At 38.1% G+C, this 24406-nt stretch carries 24 protein-coding genes and 2 pseudogenes; all 26 read right to left on the minus strand.

Translation table 11 applies throughout. The annotated features are described in order from the left end of the window. Nucleotide 1: 1 nt before the first annotated feature. The 26 genes and pseudogenes from HT714_RS06380 to HT714_RS06500 all read right to left on the minus strand — a co-directional run bounded on the left by HT714_RS06380 (nt 2) and on the right by HT714_RS06500 (nt 23772). The gene (locus HT714_RS06380) at nt 2–313 is read right to left on the minus strand and encodes a hypothetical protein (RefSeq protein WP_000420556.1); all 312 of its coding nucleotides are present in this window, start codon (nt 311–313) and stop codon (nt 2–4) included. Nucleotides 314–422: 109 nt separating this feature from the next. Next, on the minus strand, nt 423–2165 hold the full coding sequence (locus HT714_RS06385) for a glycoside hydrolase family 13 protein (RefSeq protein WP_173227159.1): 1743 nt from the start codon (nt 2163–2165) through the stop codon (nt 423–425). Between the two features lie 162 nt (nt 2166–2327). Beyond that, nucleotides 2328–3212 carry a diacylglycerol kinase family protein gene (locus HT714_RS06390; protein ID WP_173227157.1) on the minus strand — a complete coding sequence of 295 codons (885 nt, stop codon included), beginning with the start codon at nt 3210–3212 and terminating at the stop codon, nt 2328–2330. A gap of 113 nt (nt 3213–3325) precedes the next feature. Next, a complete protein-coding gene (locus HT714_RS06395; RefSeq protein WP_173227155.1) occupies nt 3326–4180 on the minus strand; it encodes an ADP-ribosylglycohydrolase family protein in 855 nt (284 codons plus the stop codon). Nucleotides 4181–4237: 57 nt separating this feature from the next. Next, entirely contained in the window at nt 4238–4996 is a 759-nt protein-coding gene (locus HT714_RS06400; RefSeq protein ID WP_173227153.1) for an ATP-grasp domain-containing protein, read from the minus strand. A 61-nt stretch (nt 4997–5057) separates the two neighbouring features. Continuing rightward, entirely contained in the window at nt 5058–5246 is a 189-nt protein-coding gene (locus HT714_RS06405; RefSeq protein WP_000179769.1) for a hypothetical protein, read from the minus strand. A gap of 321 nt (nt 5247–5567) precedes the next feature. Beyond that, on the minus strand, nt 5568–6134 hold the full coding sequence (locus HT714_RS06410; protein WP_173227151.1) for a hypothetical protein: 567 nt from the start codon (nt 6132–6134) through the stop codon (nt 5568–5570). Between the two features lie 222 nt (nt 6135–6356). After that, a complete protein-coding gene (gene rlmD, locus HT714_RS06415; RefSeq protein WP_173227149.1) occupies nt 6357–7715 on the minus strand; it encodes a 23S rRNA (uracil(1939)-C(5))-methyltransferase RlmD in 1359 nt (452 codons plus the stop codon). Between the two features lie 96 nt (nt 7716–7811). Beyond that, nucleotides 7812–8369 (minus strand): thiol-disulfide oxidoreductase-associated lipoprotein SdbB, encoded by a 558-nt coding sequence (gene sdbB, locus HT714_RS06420; RefSeq protein WP_173251673.1) that lies wholly within the window; start codon nt 8367–8369, stop codon nt 7812–7814. 11 nt (nt 8370–8380) lie between these two features. Further along, nucleotides 8381–9088 carry a thiol-disulfide oxidoreductase-associated membrane protein CcdA2 gene (gene ccdA2, locus HT714_RS06425; protein WP_173251676.1) on the minus strand — a complete coding sequence of 236 codons (708 nt, stop codon included), beginning with the start codon at nt 9086–9088 and terminating at the stop codon, nt 8381–8383. A 229-nt stretch (nt 9089–9317) separates the two neighbouring features. Beyond that, a complete protein-coding gene (locus tag HT714_RS06430) occupies nt 9318–9734 on the minus strand; it encodes a hypothetical protein (RefSeq protein WP_173251698.1) in 417 nt (138 codons plus the stop codon). A 426-nt stretch (nt 9735–10160) separates the two neighbouring features. Next, nucleotides 10161–12329: pseudogene (locus HT714_RS09715) on the minus strand (DUF1542 domain-containing protein); the annotation flags it as partial. A gap of 435 nt (nt 12330–12764) precedes the next feature. Further along, nucleotides 12765–13625, minus strand: coding sequence for a methionyl aminopeptidase (locus HT714_RS06450; protein WP_173251678.1), 861 nt, complete (start codon nt 13623–13625; stop codon nt 12765–12767). Nucleotides 13626–13640: 15 nt separating this feature from the next. Then, nucleotides 13641–14918 (minus strand): CBS-HotDog domain-containing transcription factor SpxR, encoded by a 1278-nt coding sequence (gene spxR / locus HT714_RS06455; protein WP_173227059.1) that lies wholly within the window; start codon nt 14916–14918, stop codon nt 13641–13643. Continuing rightward, complete coding sequence (locus HT714_RS06460; RefSeq protein WP_173227057.1) at nt 14911–15462, minus strand: GNAT family N-acetyltransferase; 552 nt, start codon at nt 15460–15462, stop codon at nt 14911–14913. Before HT714_RS06460 ends, spxR begins: the two co-directional genes overlap by 8 nt. Nucleotides 15463–15477: 15 nt before the next feature. After that, on the minus strand, nt 15478–16737 hold the full coding sequence (locus tag HT714_RS06465) for a UDP-N-acetylglucosamine 1-carboxyvinyltransferase (protein ID WP_173227055.1): 1260 nt from the start codon (nt 16735–16737) through the stop codon (nt 15478–15480). Nucleotides 16738–17132: 395 nt separating this feature from the next. Continuing rightward, on the minus strand, nt 17133–18491 hold the full coding sequence (pdrM, locus tag HT714_RS06470; RefSeq protein ID WP_173227053.1) for a sodium-coupled multidrug efflux MATE transporter PdrM: 1359 nt from the start codon (nt 18489–18491) through the stop codon (nt 17133–17135). A gap of 10 nt (nt 18492–18501) precedes the next feature. Beyond that, entirely contained in the window at nt 18502–18762 is a 261-nt protein-coding gene (locus tag HT714_RS06475) for a hypothetical protein (RefSeq protein WP_173227051.1), read from the minus strand. Nucleotides 18763–18775: 13 nt separating this feature from the next. Next, nucleotides 18776–20044, minus strand: coding sequence for a dihydroorotase (locus HT714_RS06480; protein ID WP_166731708.1), 1269 nt, complete (start codon nt 20042–20044; stop codon nt 18776–18778). Between the two features lie 12 nt (nt 20045–20056). Then, nucleotides 20057–20521, minus strand: coding sequence for an 8-oxo-dGTP diphosphatase (locus HT714_RS06485; RefSeq protein WP_001135768.1), 465 nt, complete (start codon nt 20519–20521; stop codon nt 20057–20059). A 9-nt stretch (nt 20522–20530) separates the two neighbouring features. Next, nucleotides 20531–21184, minus strand: a complete 654-nt coding sequence (locus tag HT714_RS06490) for a uracil-DNA glycosylase (protein WP_173227049.1) — start codon at nt 21182–21184, stop codon at nt 20531–20533. 61 nt (nt 21185–21245) lie between these two features. After that, a pseudogene (locus HT714_RS06495) lies at nt 21246–21937 on the minus strand (YjjG family noncanonical pyrimidine nucleotidase). A gap of 120 nt (nt 21938–22057) precedes the next feature. Next, nucleotides 22058–22276, minus strand: a complete 219-nt coding sequence (locus HT714_RS09935) for a hypothetical protein (RefSeq protein ID WP_341774809.1) — start codon at nt 22274–22276, stop codon at nt 22058–22060. 41 nt (nt 22277–22317) lie between these two features. After that, on the minus strand, nt 22318–22530 hold the full coding sequence (locus HT714_RS09720) for a hypothetical protein (RefSeq protein WP_166731705.1): 213 nt from the start codon (nt 22528–22530) through the stop codon (nt 22318–22320). A gap of 30 nt (nt 22531–22560) precedes the next feature. Then, the gene (locus HT714_RS09940) at nt 22561–22752 is read right to left on the minus strand and encodes a hypothetical protein (protein WP_341774808.1); all 192 of its coding nucleotides are present in this window, start codon (nt 22750–22752) and stop codon (nt 22561–22563) included. Between the two features lie 288 nt (nt 22753–23040). Further along, nucleotides 23041–23772 (minus strand): hypothetical protein, encoded by a 732-nt coding sequence (locus tag HT714_RS06500; protein ID WP_166731704.1) that lies wholly within the window; start codon nt 23770–23772, stop codon nt 23041–23043. Nucleotides 23773–24406 lie beyond the last annotated feature (634 nt).

Below are 24406 nucleotides of genomic sequence, written 5' to 3' on the forward strand. Positions count from 1 at the left end.
TCTACTTAATACTATGCTTATTCATCTTTTGTTCAAAGATAGTCGTGATAATCTGACGTAATTCTTCGCGTTCTTTTTCTGGAATTTCACCACTTGTTTGAGCTGCAGCGTAGAGTTCAGGGTGTTCAATTGAAATGCGTTTAATCGTACGTGTCGTAGCATGTTTTCTGACGAAAAATGGGATTCGCTTAATCAAGTCTTGTGGTACTAGCGCAAGAATCTTTTCAGCAGTTTCCTTGTCACTAATCTTAGACGTCGTAAGCCCCTTCTTAATCATTTCCTGTTCTTTTTCTGTAAAATCTTTTAATTCCATTCGGTCAGTCCTCCTATTTTCTTTAAGTTAAATTATATACCAATTGCAGCAAGACGACAAATAGTCTGCTTGTAAAATCTTCTCTATACTACAATTTTCCTGTCGCTCTTTAATGAAAAATCACAAATCCTTTTGGAGAGATGACAAGCTGATTCTCTAATTCCTGGCAATTGCTTGCTAGTGCTACTGCTTTTTTCTCTACAATACAATCTTCTGTTGATTGGTTAAAGATAGCTTTAAGAATTTGTCCATCGTATTTCCATTCCAAAGCTACTACATCAGCTTTGATTTCTTGGAGACTATACTTGCCATGCGAAATGATTGATGACGCATGTTTACGAATCTTAATCAGCTTCTTCATGAAGTTCAGCATATCATCGTCACTTGAGACACGTTCCCAAGGCATACAACGACGACAATCTGGGTCTGGACCGCCAGTCAAGGAAAGCTCGGTTCCGTAGTAGATACACGGTGTTCCTTTTTGTAAAAAGAGAAAGGCTAGGGCTGATTTGACCAGTTGAACATCTTCATTGGCCGTCCACAAAATTCGTTCTGTATCATGTGAATCCAAGAGATTAAACATGACCTCTGAAATCTGCTGTTTGTAATACATAGATTGGCCATTGATTTCACCGATAAACTGGTCTGTCTTCTTAATTCCTCGTAAGAAATACTCTTTGATGCTATCAGATAAAGGATAATTCATAACAGCATGGAATTCATCTCCATTTAGCCAAGGCTGAGACCTATGCCAGACTTCTCCTAAAATATAAAGATCAGGTTTTTTAGCTAAAACTGCTTTTCGAAAATCCTTCCAAAACTGATGGTCAATCTCATTAGCCACATCCAAACGCCAAGCATCAATATCAAACTCTTCAATCCAATAAGTCGCAACCTTTAAAAGATAATCCTTGACCTCTGGATTGGCTGTATTTAGCTTAGGCATATAGTCCTCGAAACCAAAAGCATGATAAGGTAAATCTCTCTTATTGGCTAGCTTTTCAGTCCTCACTGGAAATTGTTGAATATGGAACCAATCTTTATAAGCAGACTCCTCACCGTTTTCGACAACATCTTGCCATTGAGGCGATTGCGAACCAATATGGTTAAATACCGCATCCAACATGATTTTCATGTCACGCTGATGAGCTTGCTCGACCAGTTCCCGAAAGGTCTCCTTGTCCCCAAAATGACGGTCAATTTCAAAGTAATCTGTCGTATTGTACTTGTGATTGCTTGTAGATTCAAAGATAGGACAAAGATAAAGTCCAGTAATTCCCAAGTCTTGCAAGTAATCCAGATGGTCAATAATCCCCTGTAAATCACCACCAAAGAAATCATCACTCTTAGGTGTGATAGATGAATGCCAGTCTAAAGCCCCTTCTGGGTTTAATCGAGCATTTCCATTAGCAAACCTCTCAGGAAATATCTGATACCATACCGTGTCTGAAACCCAGTCGGGAACCTGACAGGCATCAATCTCATGAATATAAGGCAACTTAAAGCCATTCCCAATAGCATGAAGATTTTCTAGAGAATTTTCCACACAAGCTTTATCACCATACAAAATACTTTGACCTTCTGTATCCATGACTTCAAAGAGATACTGGATACGTGCAAAGTCAACGGACACTTCAACCTGCCAATAATCAAAGATGGCATCAGAAGTTATCTTGGCCATTTCTTTTATATCCTGATAAAACTCCTCCATAAAGATAAAAGGGTCACCATAATGTAAGTTGATGCTTTCAATATCCCCTTTCTTAGTTCGAATCCGAATATGAAGCTTCTTATCCTTATAAAGATAGGCAAACTCCGACTCAGGCCTATGGTAAATGGCACTTAATTCCATCAATTTGTCTCCTTGAGTTCCAATTTAAATTTTACGCAAACGTTTTCAAAATTAATAAATCCAGTATACTATTTTTGTAAATTATTTGCAAGGAATGTCCGTTCTTAAAGGAACTATCTTTTAAAGTATACAAAAAGCCTTAAAAAAGGCTTTCTCTATATACTAATCCTCTTTCGGTTTTGAAAATACTTCTACTCGCTGAGCTAGGACTTTGATTTCTACAGGTAGGTTATCCGATTTATCGCCGTCAACATCTGACTCCAATTCACTATCTGAAGAGATCTTAATATTACGCGCTCTGATATACTCAATATTATCATTGCCGACAACATCTCCTTTTAGTAAATCAGGAATAACGGATAATTTAGAGAATATAGAAGCATCTTTTAGAATCAAAATATTGGCATAGCCGTCCTTGTTTTCTTCAAAGATTTTCTTATCGGCGAAGTAATTTGTCAAGAGAACAAAAACATGACTAGCTTCACCAATATAATTTCCATTTTCTGTCTCAACCTTAATGTTAAAGACCTGATCCGTCATAACAGACTTCATGGTATTTACAGCATAGGCTAAAATACCGAATTTTGTCTTATCCTCTATTTCAACATTGTGAATCGCCTCAGGCAGAGAACCGATACTAAAAATATAACCAAAATAGTTATCATTTGCTTTACCGATATCAATCTTATTGGTTAAGTTGAAATCCAGTTCATCTATCGCGCCATCGATGTCTTGATTGATTTCCAATAGTTTTGTAATGAGGTTACCCGTACCGCCTGGGATAATACCCAACTTAGGAATGTAGTCTCTCTCAGCAATACCCGAAATGACTTCGTTGACAGTCCCATCTCCACCAAACACAACCACTGCATCGTACTTCTCACTAGAAGCTTCTTCAGCAAAATGTGTTGCATCCAGCGCTTTTTCGGTAATTTTGGTTTCCACGTGGTCAAAGTATTTTTTTGCCCTATTCTCCAACTTTTCTTTGTAATCCAAAGCCTTCTCGCCACCAGAAGTAGGGTTGATAATTAACATTGCTTTTTTCATTGATAATACTCCTTAATTTTTAAATAGAAATGTTTACATTTCGTCGTATGCAAGTAAATGTAAACATATTATACAATGAAAATATAGAAAAGAGAAATCTGACGTACTGGAGATTAAAACGCTTTTATTCTATTTTCCCATCGCATAACTACATCCTTTAAGGGTTCATCCAAGTAAGAAATGGCCTTATCCTTTATCCAATCAGGAATACCATAAGCTGCCTCTGCAATGCTACCAGTTATTGTAGCAAGTGTATCACTATCGCCACCAAGTGAGATGGCATTCCTTATCGCATCTTCGAAGTCTCTACTTTCAAGAAAGGCAATAATGGCTTGAGGGACAGTTTCTTGACATGTTTCGTTAAAATGATAGTTAGGGCGGATTTCATCTAAAGTTTGAGATAGATTGTAGCCGTATGTCTTCTCTATATAATCCTTAATCCGTCTTTTACACTCTGCTGGATTGTCCTTAATTGGTTGCTCGTATTCTCTACAATAACCACCAAAGTAAAAACGACACAGAAAGATAGCATCAACTGTAGCCATAGCACCTTTAATACCTTCTGGATGATTATGGGTTACCTCTGCAGAAAGGCTCGCAAGTTCTCTAGATGATGGCCACATTCCGGTTCTCGCATAAAAACTACAGTCCATGTCCCAAGCGCATGGAGAAACACGCATAGCCGAACCATTCCCAAAGCTATTATAAGGCTCACGGTTATCGCTGTTTAGCCATGCATTAAACCGAGCACCGTAATCAGCATTCGGATACATTCTGCCATATTTCTTCATCGCGTCAATGAAGTCATCTTTTTGTCCCCCATTCATAATTGCTTCTGCGACAGCACAGGTCATAACCGTGTCATCTGTAAAAAAGCAGTCCTTCCGAAATAAAGGAAAGTCCTTTGTTTTGATATTGTTCCATTCGTAAACAGAACCGACAATATCTCCAATAATTGCTCCTAGCATAAGATTCCTCCTTATTCATTTTGAGACTTTCTATATTAGTTAACTTACATATTTATTTTAGAAAACAATGTCCTGTTGGATTTTAAAAATTTCATTTTTTTCAAAATAGGGTTTTACCATTTCTTTCCATCTAGCTTTATGAAAATTGATTGAGTTTAAAGGAGATAGGCCATAATTTCCCAATGCATAACCATCATTTACTTCAACAACAAGTGTCCTGCCATCACAAGTAACACCGATATCTAGTCCATAAGCTATTGGCGCATCTTTCCAACATGATATGGCTTTATCAATTACACTTGCATCAAAATGTGCATGATAATCACCTGTATAGGGTCGAACATCTAATACTTGACCATCTAACACAAAACACCGCCATTCTGCTATGAATTCTACAACTTCACTAATCCATATAGGATAGTCGAAAGGTAGACCAATACCTATTAAATCATGTGTTCCATTAACAACTCTTCCAGTAAAGACTTTTGAACCAGCTTTAGGCTTAATAAATTTTCCCCAATTATCAGGTATATTTACAATCTCTCCTAAAATACCAGCATAAATCTTTCGACCATAAAACTCTTTAAGCTCAATAGGATAGTCATAAACCGGAACGTTTAAGCCCATCATTTTTAGTAATGCTCTAGTCTCCGTTATATAATCTACAACTATATCTTCACTTGTTAACTGTTTTATTTCAGAAAAAGATTGATATAAAATAACTTCTTCTCCTTGTAAGTAGGCACCTACTTGAGCATTGTACTTATTAATTGAAACTTCACTTGGTAGTTTGCTTTGTCTAATATAAACAACCATTTCATCACTCCTATATCACTAGTGTTACACCTATTTGTAAAAAAATAATAGCTTTTTGCTCTTATTTTTTTGAGTAAATAGCTCCCATAATATCATCGAAATAATCAACAGTATTTAGGAGTAATTCTATAACCTGGGACTTTGTTAGTCGCATTCCCCTTCTATCTCTAGCATCTTCTACTAAATTTTCAAGTTTCTCTAGATTTTTATCATCCAAGCTAATCATTATTCTATTTTTATCAGTTGCCATTTACTTTACCTCAAGTTAATTCTATCACAGGTGTAACACTTGTGTCAACTGGCTTTTATAATACATTAGTTTAAAAGTGGAGAGGATTTTTAACACAGTAACTTTAAATCTTTGGTATTAAAAAATTTTCACAGTATTTATAGAAATAAAATCTGTCTCAAATAAGTTATCAAATCTAGTATAAATTATGAGCGGCTACTCTAATACTTTCCCTCTAAACAAGAAAAAGGCTTACACTCAAGGATTTTCTTAACCCCCTTCGTTACAACGTTTTGATGATTTTACTAGCAAAGGTATATACTCACAAGGAACTTTGGTTGACTATTGAATCTCTCCCACCTCTTCTTTTACATATTCTTCTACATCTTCAATTTCTACAAACATTGGGTCTAAATGACACAAGAAGTGCCAATCTTCGCTCCCTTTTTTTCTGTAAAGAATCGCTTCACCGTCTTCACTTCCGAAAAAGCTTCTGTCGATTTCATATCCATTACGCTCTAAGTAATCTTTTGTTTTACGATAGCTCGCTTCTCTTGTTTCGACATAGTCTTTAACCTCATGGTTGTTAACGATATATGCATCAATTTTTGAATATCCTTCGATCACTCTATCATTTTTGAGGGATAAATTTGAAATCTCTTTCCAAATAATGTCTACATTTTCCTCAGGATCGAACATAAATTTAGATAAAGGAACAATATTTCCGTTAAAAATAATTTCCATATAATCCGGTATGTTTTTAGAATTAAAATACTCCACTTCAAAACCATCTTCTGTTTCCAGAGTGTATCCCGGAATTTGAGCTACAAAGGCTTTCCCCTCTTCTATGGAATCAAATGCGACTAAATCTTTTGAATAATTATTTTGATATAACTCTAATATAATCATTTATAACCTCATCTAAATTATCCGTAGATTGATTTTTCAGAATATAATACTGATTAGTTCCCCTTAGGATATAGTAAATTCTTTTTTCTACCTTCTTAAAACATCATTTAAAGGCTACATACTCGGCGGTTCGCTGTTACCCTATCGTTTCGTCGTAAACTTCTTACTCTACGACAGCTATCCCATTGGCAGACTCAAAAGGTTCAATGAACTTTTTGAGGATTAATTTCGTTTCACTAACAAACTCACACACTCAACATGATGCGTTTGAGGAAACAAATCCACCGGCTGGACTTTCTTTAACTCGTATCCCAATTCTTGGTAGAGTTTGATATCACGTGCCATGGTTGCGACATTACATGAGACATAGGCAATGCGATCAGCTCCTGTTTGGCTACTTGCCTTGATAAAGCTTTCTGTCAAGCCCTTGCGTGGAGGATCAACCAAGATAACGGTTGGTTGAATACCGTCTTTGAGCCAATTTTTCATAGTATTTTCAGCTGTGTCACAGACATAGTTGGCATTTGAAATATTGTTCAGTTGAGCATTCTTCTTGCTATTCTCAACCGCTTCTGGAATGACTTCAACACCATAGACTTCCTTGACATATTTCGCAACAGAAAGACCAATCGTCCCGATACCAGAATAGGCATCAATAACCACATCATCTTCTTTTAATTCAGCAAAGTCAATAGCTGTTTGATAAAGTTTTTCAGCCATTTCTGTATTAACTTGGTAAAAGGCTGGTCCAGCGATTTGGTAGTCATTTCCCAACATCTGGTCGGTAATATAGTCTTGTCCATAAAGGGTGCGCCATTCCTTACCAAAAATCGCATTGGTGTTCTGGTCGTTGATATTTTGCATAACAGACGTAATGTCTGGGAACTGCTTGATTAGTTGTTCAATCAATTGCTCCACACGAAAAACTTTGGGACGAGTTGTTACCAAAATAACCATAATTTGTCCTGAATAGTGGCCACGACGCACCACAAGGTTTCGAATCAAGCCAGCTTGTTCCTTTTCATCATAAGGTTTCAAATCATAACGACGGAGCAAGTCGCGTAGGGCTACAACTACCTCATCAATCACAGGATCTTGGATAAAGAAATCTTCCAGTGGCATGAGGTCGTGGGAATTCTTACGGAAAAATCCAGTTTCCAAGACACCATTCACTCGACGAACAGGGACCTGTGCCTTGTTGCGATACTTGACTGGATTTTCCATACCCAAAGTTTCAGCAACTTCTACATCAGCAATTCCAGCAATCTTGTAGAGACTGTCCTTAACTTGCTTGGTTTTAAATTTGAGCTGTTCTGGATAGGCAAGATGACCTAAATCCGCGATTCCTGAACGCAGGTAAGCCAAATCTAGATCTTGATTACGATATGGTGACTGGACAAGGTATTCTTCAACTTTCCCAAAGCCAATCTTTTTATTGACCTTGAGAACTCGCATGAGGATTTTTTCATTTGGTAAAGCATTCTCGACAAAGAATACCAAACCATCCACCTTGGCAACTCCTGCGCCTTCATGTGTCAAATCAACAATTTCAACTTCTACAATATCATTTTTCTTTAACATTCTCTTCTCTTTCTATTGGCCGACAAAAAAGACGGCAACGTTACGGTTACCATCTATTATACCATGAAATTTGTAATCAGATTCTCTTTATCTATGCTAGTTCATTGCTTTAAAAGCTGCTTCTGCATCTGCGTTGCTGATAACACCAAATTGAATCTTTCCAATCTTTCCTTGGCTATCAATTAAATATTCTGTAGGAATGCTTCGAATTTGATAAGCTTGGAAGGTGGTTGCTTTGGTATCATAAAGCACTGGGATATCCTTATAACCTTGATCTTGGAACCATTGTGGGAATTGCTCGACAGTTTTTTCACCTTGAATACCTGGTGCAATGACACTAAGAATTTCAAAATCACGATCTGGTTTTGCAGCTAATTCCATCAACTCAGGCATACTTTTCTTACATGGACCACACCAGGAAGCCCAAAACTTCAAATAGACTTTTTTACCTTTATAATCAGATAACTTAACTTCTTTGCCATCCATGGATTGCAAGGTAAAGTCTGGAGCCTCTTTTCCGACTGCTATTTGTTGTACAGTCGTTTGTTGCTTTGGCTGTTGTGCCGCTTGAGTCTTTTTAGTTTCTTCCTTACCACAAGCCAGCAATACGACTAATGACAAGAGGCTTAAGCCAGCAAACATAATTTTTTTCATTTTTTTCTCCTTTATTCAAAAATTCCAGCTAGGACATTTACTTGTCCTAATAGTAACAAAATTCCCATTAAAATAATGAGGAAACCACCAATTTTCTTCAGTAGCATCATATGACGCTTGATTTTACTAAAATAAGGCATCACGACTCCTGAAGCTAGCGCCAATACCAAGAAAGGAATGGCCATCCCCAGAGTGTAAATCAAGGTATAAATAGCTCCTTGCAAAGCCTCATTGCCTCCAGAAGCCGCAAGCGCTAAAACAGAACTTAAAACTGGACCGATACATGGCGTCCAACCGAAGCTAAAGGTAATACCGAGTAAAAAGGCCGACCAATAACGATTGGCTTCTGATTTCTTAAAAGTAAAGCTTTTTTGAACCTCTAATTTCTTAAAATGAAAAATTTCCATCTGGTGAAGACCCAAAATGATAATAATGGTTCCCATGACATATCGAAACCAATTTGCATAGAGAATATGACCAAAGTAACCAGCACCAAAGCCTAGAATAAAGAAAATGAGAGAAATACCTGCGATAAAGCAAAGCGTTCGAATCAAACCGGACCAAAGAACCTTTCTCCCAAACAAGGAAAAACTTTTTGCACTTTCCTGATCATCCAATAAAATCCCAGCATAAACTGGCAGAAGTGGAAAAATGCAAGGAGAAAAGAAGGACAAGACCCCTGCTAAAAAAACGGAGATTGAAAATACTAGCGTTTCCAATAAAGAACCAACTTTCTTAAGATTTCTAATCCTATTTTACTATATTCAATTTAATTTGTATGCTTTCTGCTACGCAAAATCGGATCGGGCACTACTGGACCAATCTTTTCTTTTGCTAGTCAAGGCGGATCTTATCCCCAAAATAGCCAAAAAGCAACGACAAGGGTTACTCGTCGCTGCTTTTGTAAACGGAAACGTCTTTTAGATTTGACATTTCATAAATCATGTTTTACTTGAGTTTGGCAAGGATTGCTTTAAGCTCCTCTACTAGTTTAGCTTCTGTCTCTACTGAGCCATTTTCCTCTTTCACGAAATCAAGGGTTTCTTGGAGAAGGTTTTTGGCTTTGGCAAGGACTTTTTTATCCGCTTTTTCTGCATCTAGCTGTCCAAGAACTTTTGTCAATTCCGTGCTTAATTGCTGGATTTCTGACTCTTTCTTACGACGCACCAACCAGAAGGCAATCACGCCTAGGAGGGCAAGTAGACTGGCCACAATCACTCCTGCTGGAACTGAGTTTGTTTCAGCCATCTTATCTGAATCCTTACTATCTTCCGTTCCTTGTTTGGCATCCTTCTTGTCCTGTGTAGGCTTGCTGTCGCTAGCATTTGCTTTCACATCTTTGAGAGAGTCCAAGGCAACCTTCACAGACTCTACTGCAGTACGCAGACCTTGCTCTGTCAAGGCACTATCTTCCAGAGCTTTTTGAGCATCTAGGAGGACAGCTTTTGCTGCATCGATTTTCGGATCAGATACTGTTGCCAAAGCTTTCAAGCGTTGGTCTAACTCTTGAGTCAAGGCACGAAGTTCAGACTTGTCGACTTGCTCTTGAGCTGGAGCTTGCGTGCTCGTTGAGCTAGCTGAAGAACTTGCTGCCACTCTAGGAGCTTGAGTCGGAGCTGAACTTGGAACTGGGGCAGGACTTGCAGGTTGACCCGGAGCAGTTGGTTGAGACGGTTGTGGAGCTGGCTCAGATGGAGCTGTTGGAGTCTCAGTAGCTCCTTGGTCTGGCTGAGTAGGAGTAGAAGGTTGCGGTTGAGGCGTAGGAAGTGGACGTGGAGATGGTTGTGGATTGATGTTATTGATAGCATCGATTCCTGCCACTTTTGCCTGTTCTACATCCTTATTTGTTACGCCCTTGTCTACAGCAGTCTTAGCATCCTTGGCTTCTTGATCCACCTGTTGCAATGCTCTTGACTTGTCCTCACTTGTCAAATCAAAACGATTCGAAATTTCTGTTTTCTTAGCAAATGCAGCAACTTCTACAGCCTTAATCGCTTTGCCTTTTTCTGTTTCTGTTGGAATTGCTACAGAGTTAATAGCACTTACTCCTGCCGTTTTAGCCTGAGAAACTAACTCTTCTGTATTCTTATCAGCTTTATTAATTTCCTCTTTGGCATGATCAGCCGCTGCTTTTGTAGAAGATTTAACTTTTGTTTTCTCTTCTGTCGTTAAGCCAGAATTATCTGAAATAGTCTGATCTTTAGCTCGTAACGTATTATCAACAACTGCTAAAGCTTCTTCTTTGCTAAGAGAGACTAAGCCCGCAGTTTTAGCCTGCCCTACACTATCATTTGTACTAGCTTTATTAATCTCATCTTTTGCTTTTTGAGCTTCCGCTTTAGCCTTAACTATTGCTGCTGTTCGCTCGGATTCTTCTAATGCTGTCTGTTTACCAATTTCAGATTCTACTAATCCCAACTTATCTTCTACAGCCTTAATCGCACTACTTCTATCAATCTGTGGTGTTAACACTGGGACTGTCACTTCGTCACTGAACCACGAACCGCGATCACCCGGATCGGTATCATTAACTTTCCCAGACATCTCTAAGACAGTTACAGCTTTTACCTTACCCGAACCAATATCTTTCCCAGACACATAATTATCGGCAGTAATTATTGCTTTCCCATTTTCACCTACCTCTGCGGTTGCAATAATTTCATAATTAGATGGATAAGCATTTACTCCTTCCTTCTTACCACCACTCCTATGGTAATCTTGATCATAGATTCCGTACTGCTCTCCATTACGCACAAGATACACTTTCATTTTGCTATCACCTGGCAGAGAAAGATACTTTGCAACTGTAATATTTACCTCAGGTTTATTATTATCATTTTGGGTTCTATTAATAGCAGTAATGGTTGGTTGTTGAAGAGGTTGGTAGTAGCCGAAACTAAATGATTTAGTCTTACCACTCTCTCCTGTTACGGTTATCTTAATCACACCTTCTCCCTTAGGAGTTCTCCCTTCAAACGATAATGTCGCTTGTTTTGTATTAATACCGTCCTTAGTATGCTTGTCAAAAAAATTTTCTCCCTGATAATTGGTAGTATCAACTGTAATTCCCTTAATTTTTTCATTTTTTGATACTATTTTGACTTGTAAATTTTTTGCTATATAGCCCTGCCCCGGAGGTACTACTCGAATATTAGAACTATCAAATCCTTGACCTTTAGTTAAGCCAATCTGAACATCCGTCAATTCTGTATCACGTTTTCCTCTTCTCCTAGAGTTATTAGCTCCTTCTATTTCGGCTTTGTCTATCTGATTACCATCCAGTAACTTGTGAGCTTTTTCGACAAGTTCTCCAGAAATCTTTCCGTCGTCTGAAAGTCCTAACTTTTCGTTGATGGTATCTGCTAAGTTTTTAAAATCTGCTGCCGACTCAGGATTGGATTCTTTCAAGCTTTTAGATGCATCTATCAATTTATCATATAACTGATACCCGTCTTCTTCTTGAGATTGATCTATCTTATCTTCTCTGTTAGCTTCTTCTTTGATAATTGAGGATTTTTCTTCCGACTCTGGTTGAGCTTCTTTTTTATCTTTTTCTACCTCAGACACAGTAGATAATTCACCGGATACAGGTTTAGTTCCTCCATCAACTTTTTCTTCACCTGATTTCTCCGATTTTTTTACTTCACTTACACTCTTTAGTTCAGTTCCTTCAACTAGACTATCTTGCTCTTTTTTCTCTGTTCCTTGAGTTTCTGCTTCAGTTCCTGCTTGTCCTACGCTTGGATTTTGACTGCTTGTATCTGATGGGGGGAAGACAGATGGATTCCCAGTGTTAGCATTTCCATCCTGACTGATCACTTCTGTACTTGCTTCCGCCGCCTGAACTTCTGTCGCTGGATTAGCCACAAAAAAGACAGACCCTAGCAAGACTGAGGCTGCTCCGATTGAAAACTTGCGTATAGAAAAGCGTTGACGCTCATTCATTTTAAACTGTTTCATGTTTTTTTACCTTTCTTTCTGCCCTGTATTTGCACATCTATCCATGTTTGAGCAAGCATCAACTCGCTACAAAAACAGGAAAACATGGCCTTTTCTCATCTTGAAAAAATGACAAAAAAGCCCAGTGTTTACTAACACTTCATTATATCAACTTAGTCTCCTCCCTTCAACCTCACTTTGTTTTAGAAAATCGATAATTATATATATATATATATGCAAGTTGTTTGTTTTAAAGGATTTAGAGATTCCTTATTTGTAAATTTAGTATATTTTTCATTATTTTCAGAAATTTTAAATTTATATAACATTCATGCGAGACTCTTCATCTCACCATCTTTCACCAGAAAGACCTATCCTAGACTCAGCAAATAAAAAAAACGGCTCTCCGAAAATTGTCCAAAGAGCCACTTTTTCTCCAATCTGGTTTTGATTATTTTAATAAGTTCCTTCTTCACCTTGACTAGTCAAGATAACAGGACCATCTTTCGTAATCACGAATTGGTGTTCATACTGACATGACAATCCACCGTCGATGGTCTTATGGGCCCAGCCGGTCTTCATATCTGTATCAATTTCCCAGTCACCGGTATTAATCATTGGTTCAATAGTTAAGACCATTCCTTCACGAAGACGAAGTCCACGACCAGCAATACCATAGTTAGGAACCATTGGTTCTTCGTGCATGGTTGGGCCAACACCATGACCAACCAAATCACGCACTACACCGTAACCACGACTTTCAGCATATTCTTGAATAGCTGCTCCAATATCACCGATACGGTTTCCAACAACAGCTTGCTCAATCCCCTTGTACATAGCTTCTTTAGTTACATCCATCAAGTTTTTCACTTCATCGGACGGTTTACCAACAGCATAAGCCCAACAAGAGTCTGCTAGGCCACCAGAATAGCTCTGGGTGTATTTTTTCATTTGCTCTACATTGTTGAAGTTTAATTTTGAGACATTCAGGTCAGATTTGGCAATTGGACCTCCCAAAACCATGTCAACCTTGAGCAAATCACCATCTTTCAAGATGTAGTGACGAGGGAAAGCGTGAGCCACTTCATCATTAAGAGAGCAACAGGTAGCATAAGGATAGTCCATCATGGCACCGTCAACCCCAATCTGAAGTGGAAGGAAATTTTCTTCCTTGCAACGACGGCGAACGTATTCTTCAACTTCCCACATATCTACGCCAGGCTTAATCAAATCACGCAAGCCGATATGAATACTTGCTAGAAAATCACCAGCCTTGTCCATAGCTTCGATTTCACGAGCTGATTTTAATGTTATCATCTTTTCTCCTAGTTTCTAATTAATTTTAACGGTCACATTTGCTTTTGAAACAATCTGATGACCATGATAAATATCGTAATCAATAATAGCTGATCGTCTAGTATGGTGGATAATGCGTGCTTGAATGCGCAGTATATCATCTATCTGAACAGCCTGCAAAAAGTAGATCAGCATTTGCTCGATGATGAGATTGCGACCACTATTCACAACTAAATCTTGGGTCATGTGAGTCAGTATCTCCGCCAATACACCGTTAGCTAAAACTCCGTTTTTCTCAAGCATAAAGGGTTCCACTGTAATGACGACTTCATCATGGTGATAAGCGAGTTTTTGACCAATCTGCTCAGAAAAAGTTGGTAGAGCAGAAACTTGAGAACGGCTCATCTTCTCCATGACATCTCGTCTAGTTACAACGCCAAGTAAAGTTTGATTGCTTCGGACAACCGGTACCATTTCAAAGTCTTCTGCTATCATTCGTTGACTCACATTGGCAATATTGGTCGCTAACCCTGTTACGAAGATACTGCGCGTCATCACCTTGTCAATCGTCGTGCTGGGAGACTTGTCTCCTGCGTCACGCATAGTAACAAGCCCAACAACCACTTGGTGTTGATTAACGACTGGGAAACGACTGCTACGATTCTTACGAACCAAATCCAAATAATCTTTGACTGTATCGGTTTCTCTTAGAAAACCATACTCATGACTCGGACGGTAAAGTTTCTCAACTGTCAGAATATCAGTCTTGATTTGGACATTTGACAGGGCTTTATTGATCATGGTCGCGACAGTGAAAGTGTCATGTTTGCTTCTTAAAACTGGAATTCCTTTTTGATTGGCCAGTTTAAGAACATCATCATGAATCTGAAATCCCCCTGTAACCAGAACGGCATTTTCATTTTCAAGTGCTAACAGTTGGATACGGGTACGGTCTCCAACAATCAAGAGTCCCCCATCATGAAGGTAAGACAAAATATTTTGTTCGGTCATAGCACCGATTGAAAACTTACTAAATTCTCTCTCTAAACCTTCTTGCCCAGCCAGAACCTCAGAAGAAGTCACTTCTGCTATCTCAGCAAAAGTTAATCTTTCGATAGCAACTTTCTGAGATTTAACACGTATAGTACCACTTCTTGGACGAGTCTCTACAATTCCACGGTTTTCAGCTTCCTTGATAGCGCGATAAGCCGTTCCATCACTGACTCCCAGATGATTTGAAATACTACGAACACTGACCCTTTTACCAACGGGTAATTCTTCCAAATAGCTTAGAATTTCTTGGTGTTTACTCATTAACTTCTCCCTTTACAAAGCGAAACTCAAGATAATCCCGCATTTTCCTTGTATAGCGATCACTTCCTTTAAACTGACGAATCAATCGAAATCCAGACTTAAGGGCAACCCGTTGACTAGCTTCATTTTCAAGGTGGGTAATGATGGATAATTGTTTTAAGCCAAATTCTTCAAAAGAAAGTTGACAAATTTTTCTAACAACCTCTGTCATAAATCCTTGCGACCAAGCATCTTTTCTCAAAAAATAGCCAAGCTCAGCTTCTTTTTTGATTTCATCTAACTTTTCAAACTTAACAGAACCAATCATTTTTTCAGTTTTCTGGTCACAAATAGCCCATACTCCCAAAGGGGACTTCATAAAGTAATTGGCCAACGCATATTGACTCTCTTCCAGACTTGCCTGAGTCGGGAAAATAAATTGTAAATTTTCAGGATTTGAGGCTATCTCATGGAAGTCTTGACTATCACTAAAAAAGAAAGGACGCAAATACAAGCGATCCGTTTCAAAAAAAGAAAACATTGCTAATTTGGTCCAAATATTCATAAACACCTCTACGGTTTAATCCTCAACAAGTGTAATATTCGCTCCTAGATTACGTAATTTTTCAATAATATCAGAATAACCACGTAAGATAAACTCGATATTGGTAATTTCAGTTTGTCCCTCGGCCATCAAACCAGCAATAACCAAAGCTGCACCCGCTCTTAAGTCGGTCGCTTTAACACTGGCTCCACGCAAATTACGTCCACCCGTGTACAAAATATGACCATTTGTTGTCGAAATGTCCGCATCCATCTTTGCTAGTTCAAAAACATGATTTACACGTTTTTCGTAAATCGTATCAACAATTGTACCACGACCATTCGCTCTTAGTAAAAGTGGGGTAAGCGGTTGTTGCAAATCAGTTGCAAAGCCTGGGTAAGGAGCTGTCTTAATATTGATTGCTTTCAAATTAGACTGTTCCTCGACAAAAATGCTGTCTTCAGATACAGTCATTCTCACTCCCATTTCTTCCAACTTAGCAATAAATCCTTCCAGGTGTTCGTAAAGAACATTATTGATACGAATTCCTTTACCAACTGCAGCAGCTAAAGATATATATGTTCCAGCTTCAATGCGGTCTGGAATCACCTGATGACGCGTTCCATGTAATCTTTCAACACCATCAATAATGATGATATTAGTTCCTGCCCCACGGATGTGGGCACCCATATTATTCAAGAGAGTTGCAACATCAATAATCTCAGGTTCACGGGCTGCATTTTCAATAATAGTACGACCATTCGCTTTAACCGCAGCAATCATCGTATTGATCGTTGCCCCTACACTAACCGTATCCATGTAAATACTTGCACCATGAAGTCCTGTATCTTTAGCAGATAACTTCATGTTATCTCCCTCGTAACTAACAGTGGCACCCATAGCTTCAAAAGCCTTAAGGTGTAGGTCAATCGGACGAGGACCAAGATCACATCCTCCCGGTAGACCAACTGTCGCTTCACCAAAACGGCCTAAGAGGCTCCCATAAAAATAGTAAGATGCACGAAGACTGTTAATTTTACCATAAGGCATTGGAATATTTTGAACACCTCTTGGATCAATCTCCAAGACATCATCATAACGCTTAACAGTAGCTCCCATCAATTCCATAATTTCGACAAGACTCGCTACATCCGAAATATCTGGAACACAATCCAAAGTCACCTCATCATCAGCCAAGATAATAGCCGGAATTAAGGCCACAACACTATTTTTAGCACCACTAATAGTGATTTCACCTTGTAGTGGTAATCCACCATTGATAACAATTTTTCTCATTCTAAGTTTTCAATACTCTTTCAAGATTTCTAATAAGGTCTTTAAAATAAATTATATCATAAATGCAACCTTTTTTCCATCCTTTTCAATTTTATTGTAGATAGTAAGTAATAAATAGGATTAAGTTGAAAGATTGAGTCTATATTTTATGAAACATCTTTTGATACTAAAAAAGCCTAAATTAAGAATTATAAAATACCCCCAAAATTAGATTTTCTATTTTTATCTAAAGTTGACATCTTTTTGCCTTTCTAACTTTCTTCTTACCTTACTATTTTACCGTTTTTGGAAAATACCGTCAAAGTTTTTCTAAAGAAAATTTCACAAAATAAAAAAGAAAACCCTATAGGAATAAGGGATTTTCTTGCTAAGAATATTTTTTCACAAACTTTTTATCATTTATATTTTGCTAAAGATTCAAATCTCTTCATAATCACCGTTAAACGCCAACGGTAGAGCGCCCCACTCACGATTAGACTAATAATCAAACCAATCCAGTAAGAATAAGCTCCAAAATCTGTTAGAGAGTCGAATACCATAGCTACTGGGAGTGTCACCCCCCAGTAACCAACCAAACCAAGGTAAAAAGGAATAACTGTATCCTTATAGCCCCGTAAAATTCCCTGGAGCGGTGCCGCAAAAGTATCTGCTAACTGGAAGAAAAGACTATAAGTTAAAAAGCGTGCTGTCAAATCGATAAATTCTGGATCGTTCCCATAAAGACTAGCCACATTTCCCCTAAAAATGTAAAGGAAAGATAAGGTGAAGGCCGCAAAAATAAGGGCTGTCCATCTTCCTAGACCAATATAGGTTTTCGCATCATCAAATCGCTTGGCTCCCACTTCATAAGACACGACTATCGCCATAGCCGATGAGATACTCATAGGAAAGGCGTACATGAGACTTGAAAAGTTCATGGCTGACTGGTGGCTAGCGATAATCAAGGACGAGAACTTAGCCATAATCAAGCCAACCACGGAAAAGATAGCTACTTCCGCGAAGACAGTCCCCCCAATAGGCAGACCTAAACGAACTCCTTCCTTGATTTTATCCATATTAAGTGGAATTCTTTTCTCAAGGTGTAAGTCTTTGAGCTTCTCCTGTTTAAATAAAACCAGAACAGAAATTCCCAACAAGACCCAGTAGGCCAAAGAAGTCCCTAAACCAGCACCAGCACCTCCCAGTTCTGGAACACCAAAGGCCCCGTAAATCAAAAGATAGTTAAATCCACTATTGAGAGGAAGTAACAAAAGCATGAGATACATAGACAGTTTGGTCAAGCCCAGCGAATCCAGCAAGGAACGAATGACACTAAAGAGCAACAAGGGGATAATCCCGATAGATAAAAACCAGAGATAGCGAACCGCTACTGCTGCCACTGGTACTTCTAGTCCGATATGATTTAAAACGGGTGGTGCCAGGAAAACTACCAGTCCCAGCAAGACCACAGATAGACCCAAGGCCAGATAGATGAACTGGTAAAAATCAGATGCAACTTCTTCCTGTTTGCCTCGACCAAGATGGTGACCAATGATGGGCACCAAGGCCGACACAATTCCTGTTAGGAATGTAAAGAAAGGATTCCAGATACTGGTTGCCATAGACACACCAGCCAAATCCATAGTATTGTATTGACCTGTCATTGCAGTGTCAACAAAAGAGGCAGAATAATTGGCAAATTGGTAGATCAGGATTGGGAAGAAAATTTTTAAAAATAATACTAACTTCTCTCGTAAACACTTTGTCTTATACATACTTCTCTTTCTATTCTGATTTATCTAAACCAAAGAGTTTCAGACCATAGTTTTTCAAACTTATCGGAGGGTTATTAGATTTTGAAGTAGTATGCCAACACGCACATGTACGACAATAATAGCTTCTAACTAAACCTCCATTATCATATTGAACCGCATGATCAGCTTTTTCTTTAGTTTCATATTGAATTTTAGAACGATTAGATGCGGGACAGTAAATTCCGCTATTAGATTTTGCTTGTCTCTCCCTACGTTTTCGAAAATAATTCATATGCCAACTCCTATCAAGCTTGATAGACGATTTGTCCCTTACAGATGGTGTATTTAACCTGCCCTTTTAAGGTTTCACCGATGAATGGTGAATTAGCTGCTTTGGAAGCAAAATGGGAGTCCACAAGGCGGTCAGCCTTAGCATCAAAAATAGTGATGTCTGCTGGAGCATTCTCAGCCAAGTAACCTGCTTCAAAATTGTAAAGCTTGGCTGGGTTGTATGTCATCTTTTCGAGTAATTCCATCAAGCTCAACTCACCAGCTTCCACCAAATAGGTCAAGCCAAGAGATAGGGATGTTTCCAAACCAGTCATACCAGATGGCGCTTTGGTAATATCCTCAACATTTTTTTCATCTGCATGATGAGGCGCATGATCAGTCGCAATAACTGTGATGACACCTGACTTGAGACCTTCAATCACGGCACGACGATCTGATTCCAAACGAAGAGGAGGATTCATCTTAGCATTGCTTCCTTGTGTCAAAAGGAGCGCTTCGGTCTTGGAGAAATGCTGTGGCGCTACTTCTGCTGTTACTTGCACTCCCAATCCTTGAGCAAACTCCACTACTTTAACACTTTCTTCCTTAGACAAATGCTGAATATGAACATGGGCTTTGGTTGCATAGGCAATCATGACATCACGCGCCATCATAGCATACTCAGCCACCCCAGTCGCACCGCAGATATGGAAATGTTCTTTAGCAATATTTTCGTTAAAGCCAAGAATTCCATTCAAACCTGGATCTTCCTCATGAAGACTAATAAAGGTATTAAGCTTTTTAGCTTCCTCCATGGCTTCCTTGACAACTTTACTGCTTTCAAGTGGGATACCGTCGTCTGAGAAACCAACCGCACCAGCTTCTAAGAGTGCTTTAAAGTCAGTCAAATCTTGCCCATTAAAATTCTTAGTAATGGTCGCAACCGTCTTGACATTAATTTTCTCTTTGGCAGCTGACTGGAGAACTTCTTGCAAAGTCTCTATATCCGAGATAGTTGGACTAGTATTAGCCATCATGACGACAGTTGTAAAACCACCTGCAGCGGCTGCTAGGGCACCCGTATGGATATCTTCCTTGTGGGTCTGACCAGGTTCACGGAAATGCACATGAATATCGACCAAGCCAGGAGCAACCACAAGACCACTAGCCTCTAAGATTTCTGCTCCTTCTTCCGTGATTTCCGGATCAATTTTGACAATTTTCCCATCTTGGACTAGAACATCACACACTTGATCCAAACCAGACTTGGGATCCATTACACGACCGTTTTTGATTAGTAGCATCTGCTTTCTCCTTTATTCATAGAAATCAACTTGGGTATCCAACAATTTATCCCCATCATAAACAAACTTGGCTGAAAAGAAGGGTTTATCCTCTAAAAGCCACTCAACAAAGGTGTGATCCCCTTCCCAAGTTGGCTTGCTCAAAACTTCATCATAGGGAACCCATTCCAGCGTCCCCTCATTGCAGTCAATCAAGTCCCCTTCAAACTCTGTCACCTTAAAAACATAGGTGTACCAGTCTAAATCTGGTGTAAATTCAGGAAAAGTGATGACACCTTTTAGAACTGGCTTGGCTTTCAGTCCTGTCTCTTCGAGGATTTCACGCGCAGCGCATTCCTGAGGCGTCTCTCCTCGCTCTAGCTTACCACCCACACCAATCCATTTCCCTTCATGGACATCATTGGGTTTCTTATTACGATGGAGCATAAGCAATTCTTTCCCGTTATCAATGTAGCAAATCGTCGCTAACTGAGGCATATTTTCTCCTTATCTAAGCCAATCGATTGGCTCTTGTCCTGTTTCTTTTAAGAATGTATTTACCTTGGAAAAAGGCTTGGAACCCCAAAATCCTCTATAAACTGACAAAGGACTGGGATGGGCTGATTCGATAATCAAGTGATGAGGATTGGTAACTAAGGCCTTCTTCTTACGTGCATAAGCTCCCCAGAGTACAAAAACGACTGGTCTATCTAGATGATTGACCACCTGAATCACAGCATCTGTAAAAAGCTCCCATATCTGACCAGCATGACCATTGGCTTGTCCAGCAGGAACAGTCAAACAAGCATTAAGAAGCAAGACTCCTTGCTCAGCCCAAGCTGTCAAATCATGAGATTTCTTAACCCCGATATCATCTGACAATTCTTTCAAGATATTTTGCAAGGATGGCGGAGCTGGAATAGAGTCAGGTACAGAAAAACTCAAGCCCTGCGCTTGACCTGGCCCGTGATAGGGATCCTGTCCTAGAATCACCACCTTAACTTCTTCAAGCGGTGTTGTCAAGAGAGCTTGAAAAACCTTTTCCTTGGGTGGATAAATAGTCCCCTGAGCATAGACCTGATTCATAAACTGATTGATTTTCCCAAAATAACCCTCAGGTAATTGCGCCTTAATCAAAGCATGCCAAGACGAATGTTCCATAGCCGACTCCTTCATTTTTACTGCCTCTATTATAGCAAAAAGTGGCTATCTAAACCACTTTTTACAGTTTATCTAAACAATCCAGCAAGTCTTGATAAGAATGGACTTCGTAGGTTGGCTGGGCTTGTGGGGATTTTCGAGGTGATGAGGATTGTACCAAATCGTATCAATCCCAGCATTATTGCCACCTTGAATGTCGGCGGTTAGGGAATCTCCAATCATCAGCGTCTTTTCTTTACTAAAGTCAGCAATCTGTTGACCAATCTTTTCATAAAAGAGAGCATCAGGTTTTTGTGTTTGCAGCTGTTCAGAGATAAAGACTTGATTGAAATATGGTGCCAGACCCGATTGAGCCAAACGTCCTGTCTGAATGGCAGTAATGCCATTTGTCGCAGCGTACAGCTCATAATCACGCTCGATGAGGCTATCTAAAAGTTCATGAGCACCTGAAAAAGTTTGCCCCTGTTGGGCAAGGTAAAATTGGTAACGCTGGGCTAGAAAACTACCGTCTTTTTCCTGTCCAAAGTGAGCAAATAAACGAGAAAAGCGCGTGTTAACCAGCTCTTGTTTACTAATTTTCTTTTGCTCCAAGTCCTTCCAGAGAGCCTTGTTCATGGGAACGTAAAAGTCTTTGTAGGCCTGAATATCTGCAACCCCTTCTTCTTTTAGAAGTTGCGTCAAAGCCACATCCTCAGCAGCATCAAAATCAAGAAGAGTGTTGTCGAGGTCGAAAAGTAAGAATTTGTATTTCAATTTAATGTTTCTCCTTTCTAAATTAAACAACTTTCACTTCAGCCAGTTGTTTAATGTAAAAACTTAAAAGTGGTATAGTATCACAAAGAATAATCGTTCCAATTGATTAACTAATCCATACTATTCTAGTGAATTATAGAAAAATCTCCTATAAATTCGAGTAATAGTTAAAATACATACAAATATGACTCCCAAAATAGATAATACTATCTTCACAAAACTCATTTCCAAACCTATGACATATATATAAAAAAGAGGGGCTAATCCTACACATAGAGACAATAGATAACTACTAAATCTTATCTCTCCGATACCAGAAAAAAATGTTTCATTTAAAATATCCCAATTTTACCTTTCATCTTTATAATCCACTAACAAATCTATTGACTTCTCATTTTTTTGAATAATCTTGACAGCAAATTTACTCCACTTAATGCCACTAAAATTTCAATGGGCAAAAAATAGTAATCCCATATCAAATGAGAAATCAGCAATGATAGAAATAGTATACAGTCAATATAACTATTCTTAAAATATTCTGCACTTACATAATACAGAAATGCCACAACCACTGAAATTAAGACAACCATCATAATACTATTATCCTGTCCTTCTCACTAACGCTATTTCCAAAATTTATTTTTTTTATGACTTAGTAACGCAATTCCAATTAGCAATACACCTAATATAAATAAAAGTATTTCCCAAAATTTATTCTCAGTTTTAATAAAAGGTATAAGATACATACTAACCAATATGGAACTTACTCCTATAATAGCAAATATTATTCTGGCTTTATCACTTAGTTTAAACATATTTAATTCCCCATAAAATAAGCAGTGGCAACGTTTACTGTAACATTCCCCCGTCTTTATGTAGAGATAATCCCCTATCAATACACCTCATCTCTTCTTACTCAATAGCAGCATAATTATTTGGTGATACGAGTTTCATAAGATTTCTCCTCTTTAACGTTGCATGGTTAGGATAGTTCTCTAATCAGTAATCGTCGACTGCGTTTAAAGCACTTTGTTACCTAGATAAGATGTCCTTTCTCTACCTGATTTGATTTTAAAGAGAACTAAGATTTAACCATATTTATCTCATTTCTTATTTTTAAATAATTCATACTTTTTTTCTCTGATAAAGGGAAGTGAGAAATTAGAAAAAATTAGTAGAATTGAAAATAGGTATCCATCTTTTTGCATTACTAAAACATAGCCTAAAAATAAATAGACAATCAAATCTAGTACAAAAAGAGAAAATATCCTCCTTTTCATCATCTCACTTGAATTAAAGATTCTGTTTAATAGAATCTTTATCGTAGTATCTACACAAATTTTTATCAAAAAGATAAGAGCCAATACACGATTAGCAACTGTATCATGAAGAATAAATGGAAATATAGTTAATATAAAACTAGAAATCTCTAAATATTTTATCCAAGGGGATTGAGACATCTTACTTTTAAACTGACTGATTTTCCTATACTCGCTAGCTAATCTAGTATCAAAATCTTTACCAATTATATTAAAGATTAAGAACTCCAGGATAAAAATACTGATTAATACGATATAAGTAGAAACCTTTCCTGGGAAATATTTATTGATTAAAATCGGGAAACTCATTAACAGAATTGAGTTTATAGCCAGACAAATGGATACTATTTTATTCTTCACAGAGTATATAGGTAACGATACTATTGAATAGAGAAACGCTAAAAAAATAAGCAAGAAATACTCTGTGCTGCTAATTAGCGGCGCCCTTAATGATAAAAATAGATAGGCACCCCACACGATGATATGCGCTTTACGAATTGACTCTAGATTACTCATCTACCTACTCCTAATATGTAAAGGGAATCCATTTTTAGTTTACATTCTATTTCAAACAAGTCATAAGCATTTTATGATATTTCCTTCTTCTACATTAGGTAAAGTTGAAATACATTTTTTGCAAGTGAAAATATAATTGTTATTAAAAATCCCAAAAAGATCTATCCTTCTTCTAGACCTAAACCAAGTCAGATTAAAGATACAAATATAATGATAAGGCTTTCTTTTACTTTAGACTACCATAAAACAAGGAATCTTTCAACAAAATTCATTGGCAAACTACTATTCTAGAAGATTGACAGCCCAAATCTTTCAGAATAGAACAATCCTAACTATCGAATGCTCTATTTTCATAAATATCCATGTAATTCTAGACCTAGAATTCCTATAAACTAAATGTTTTTGTACTATTCTAAGCCATTGATTGCTTTAAATCTAAATTTTTGAAGAATTCTAAAGCTAGAAGAGTCCTATCACAATTAGTTTTGAATGATTAATAATTTAGAAACACTATATCTTTACTCCTTTTACATTAAAAAGGAACTGCCTAAAGCAATCCCTTTCTGATTTTGAAATTATCTACTGAAAATTGATAGTTTAGATAATCAATAACCCACCTATAAAAAGAGTTATA

Source organism: Streptococcus sp. 3705 (genome assembly GCF_013277145.1).
In the GTDB taxonomy this organism is placed as follows: Bacteria; Bacillota; Bacilli; order Lactobacillales; family Streptococcaceae; genus Streptococcus.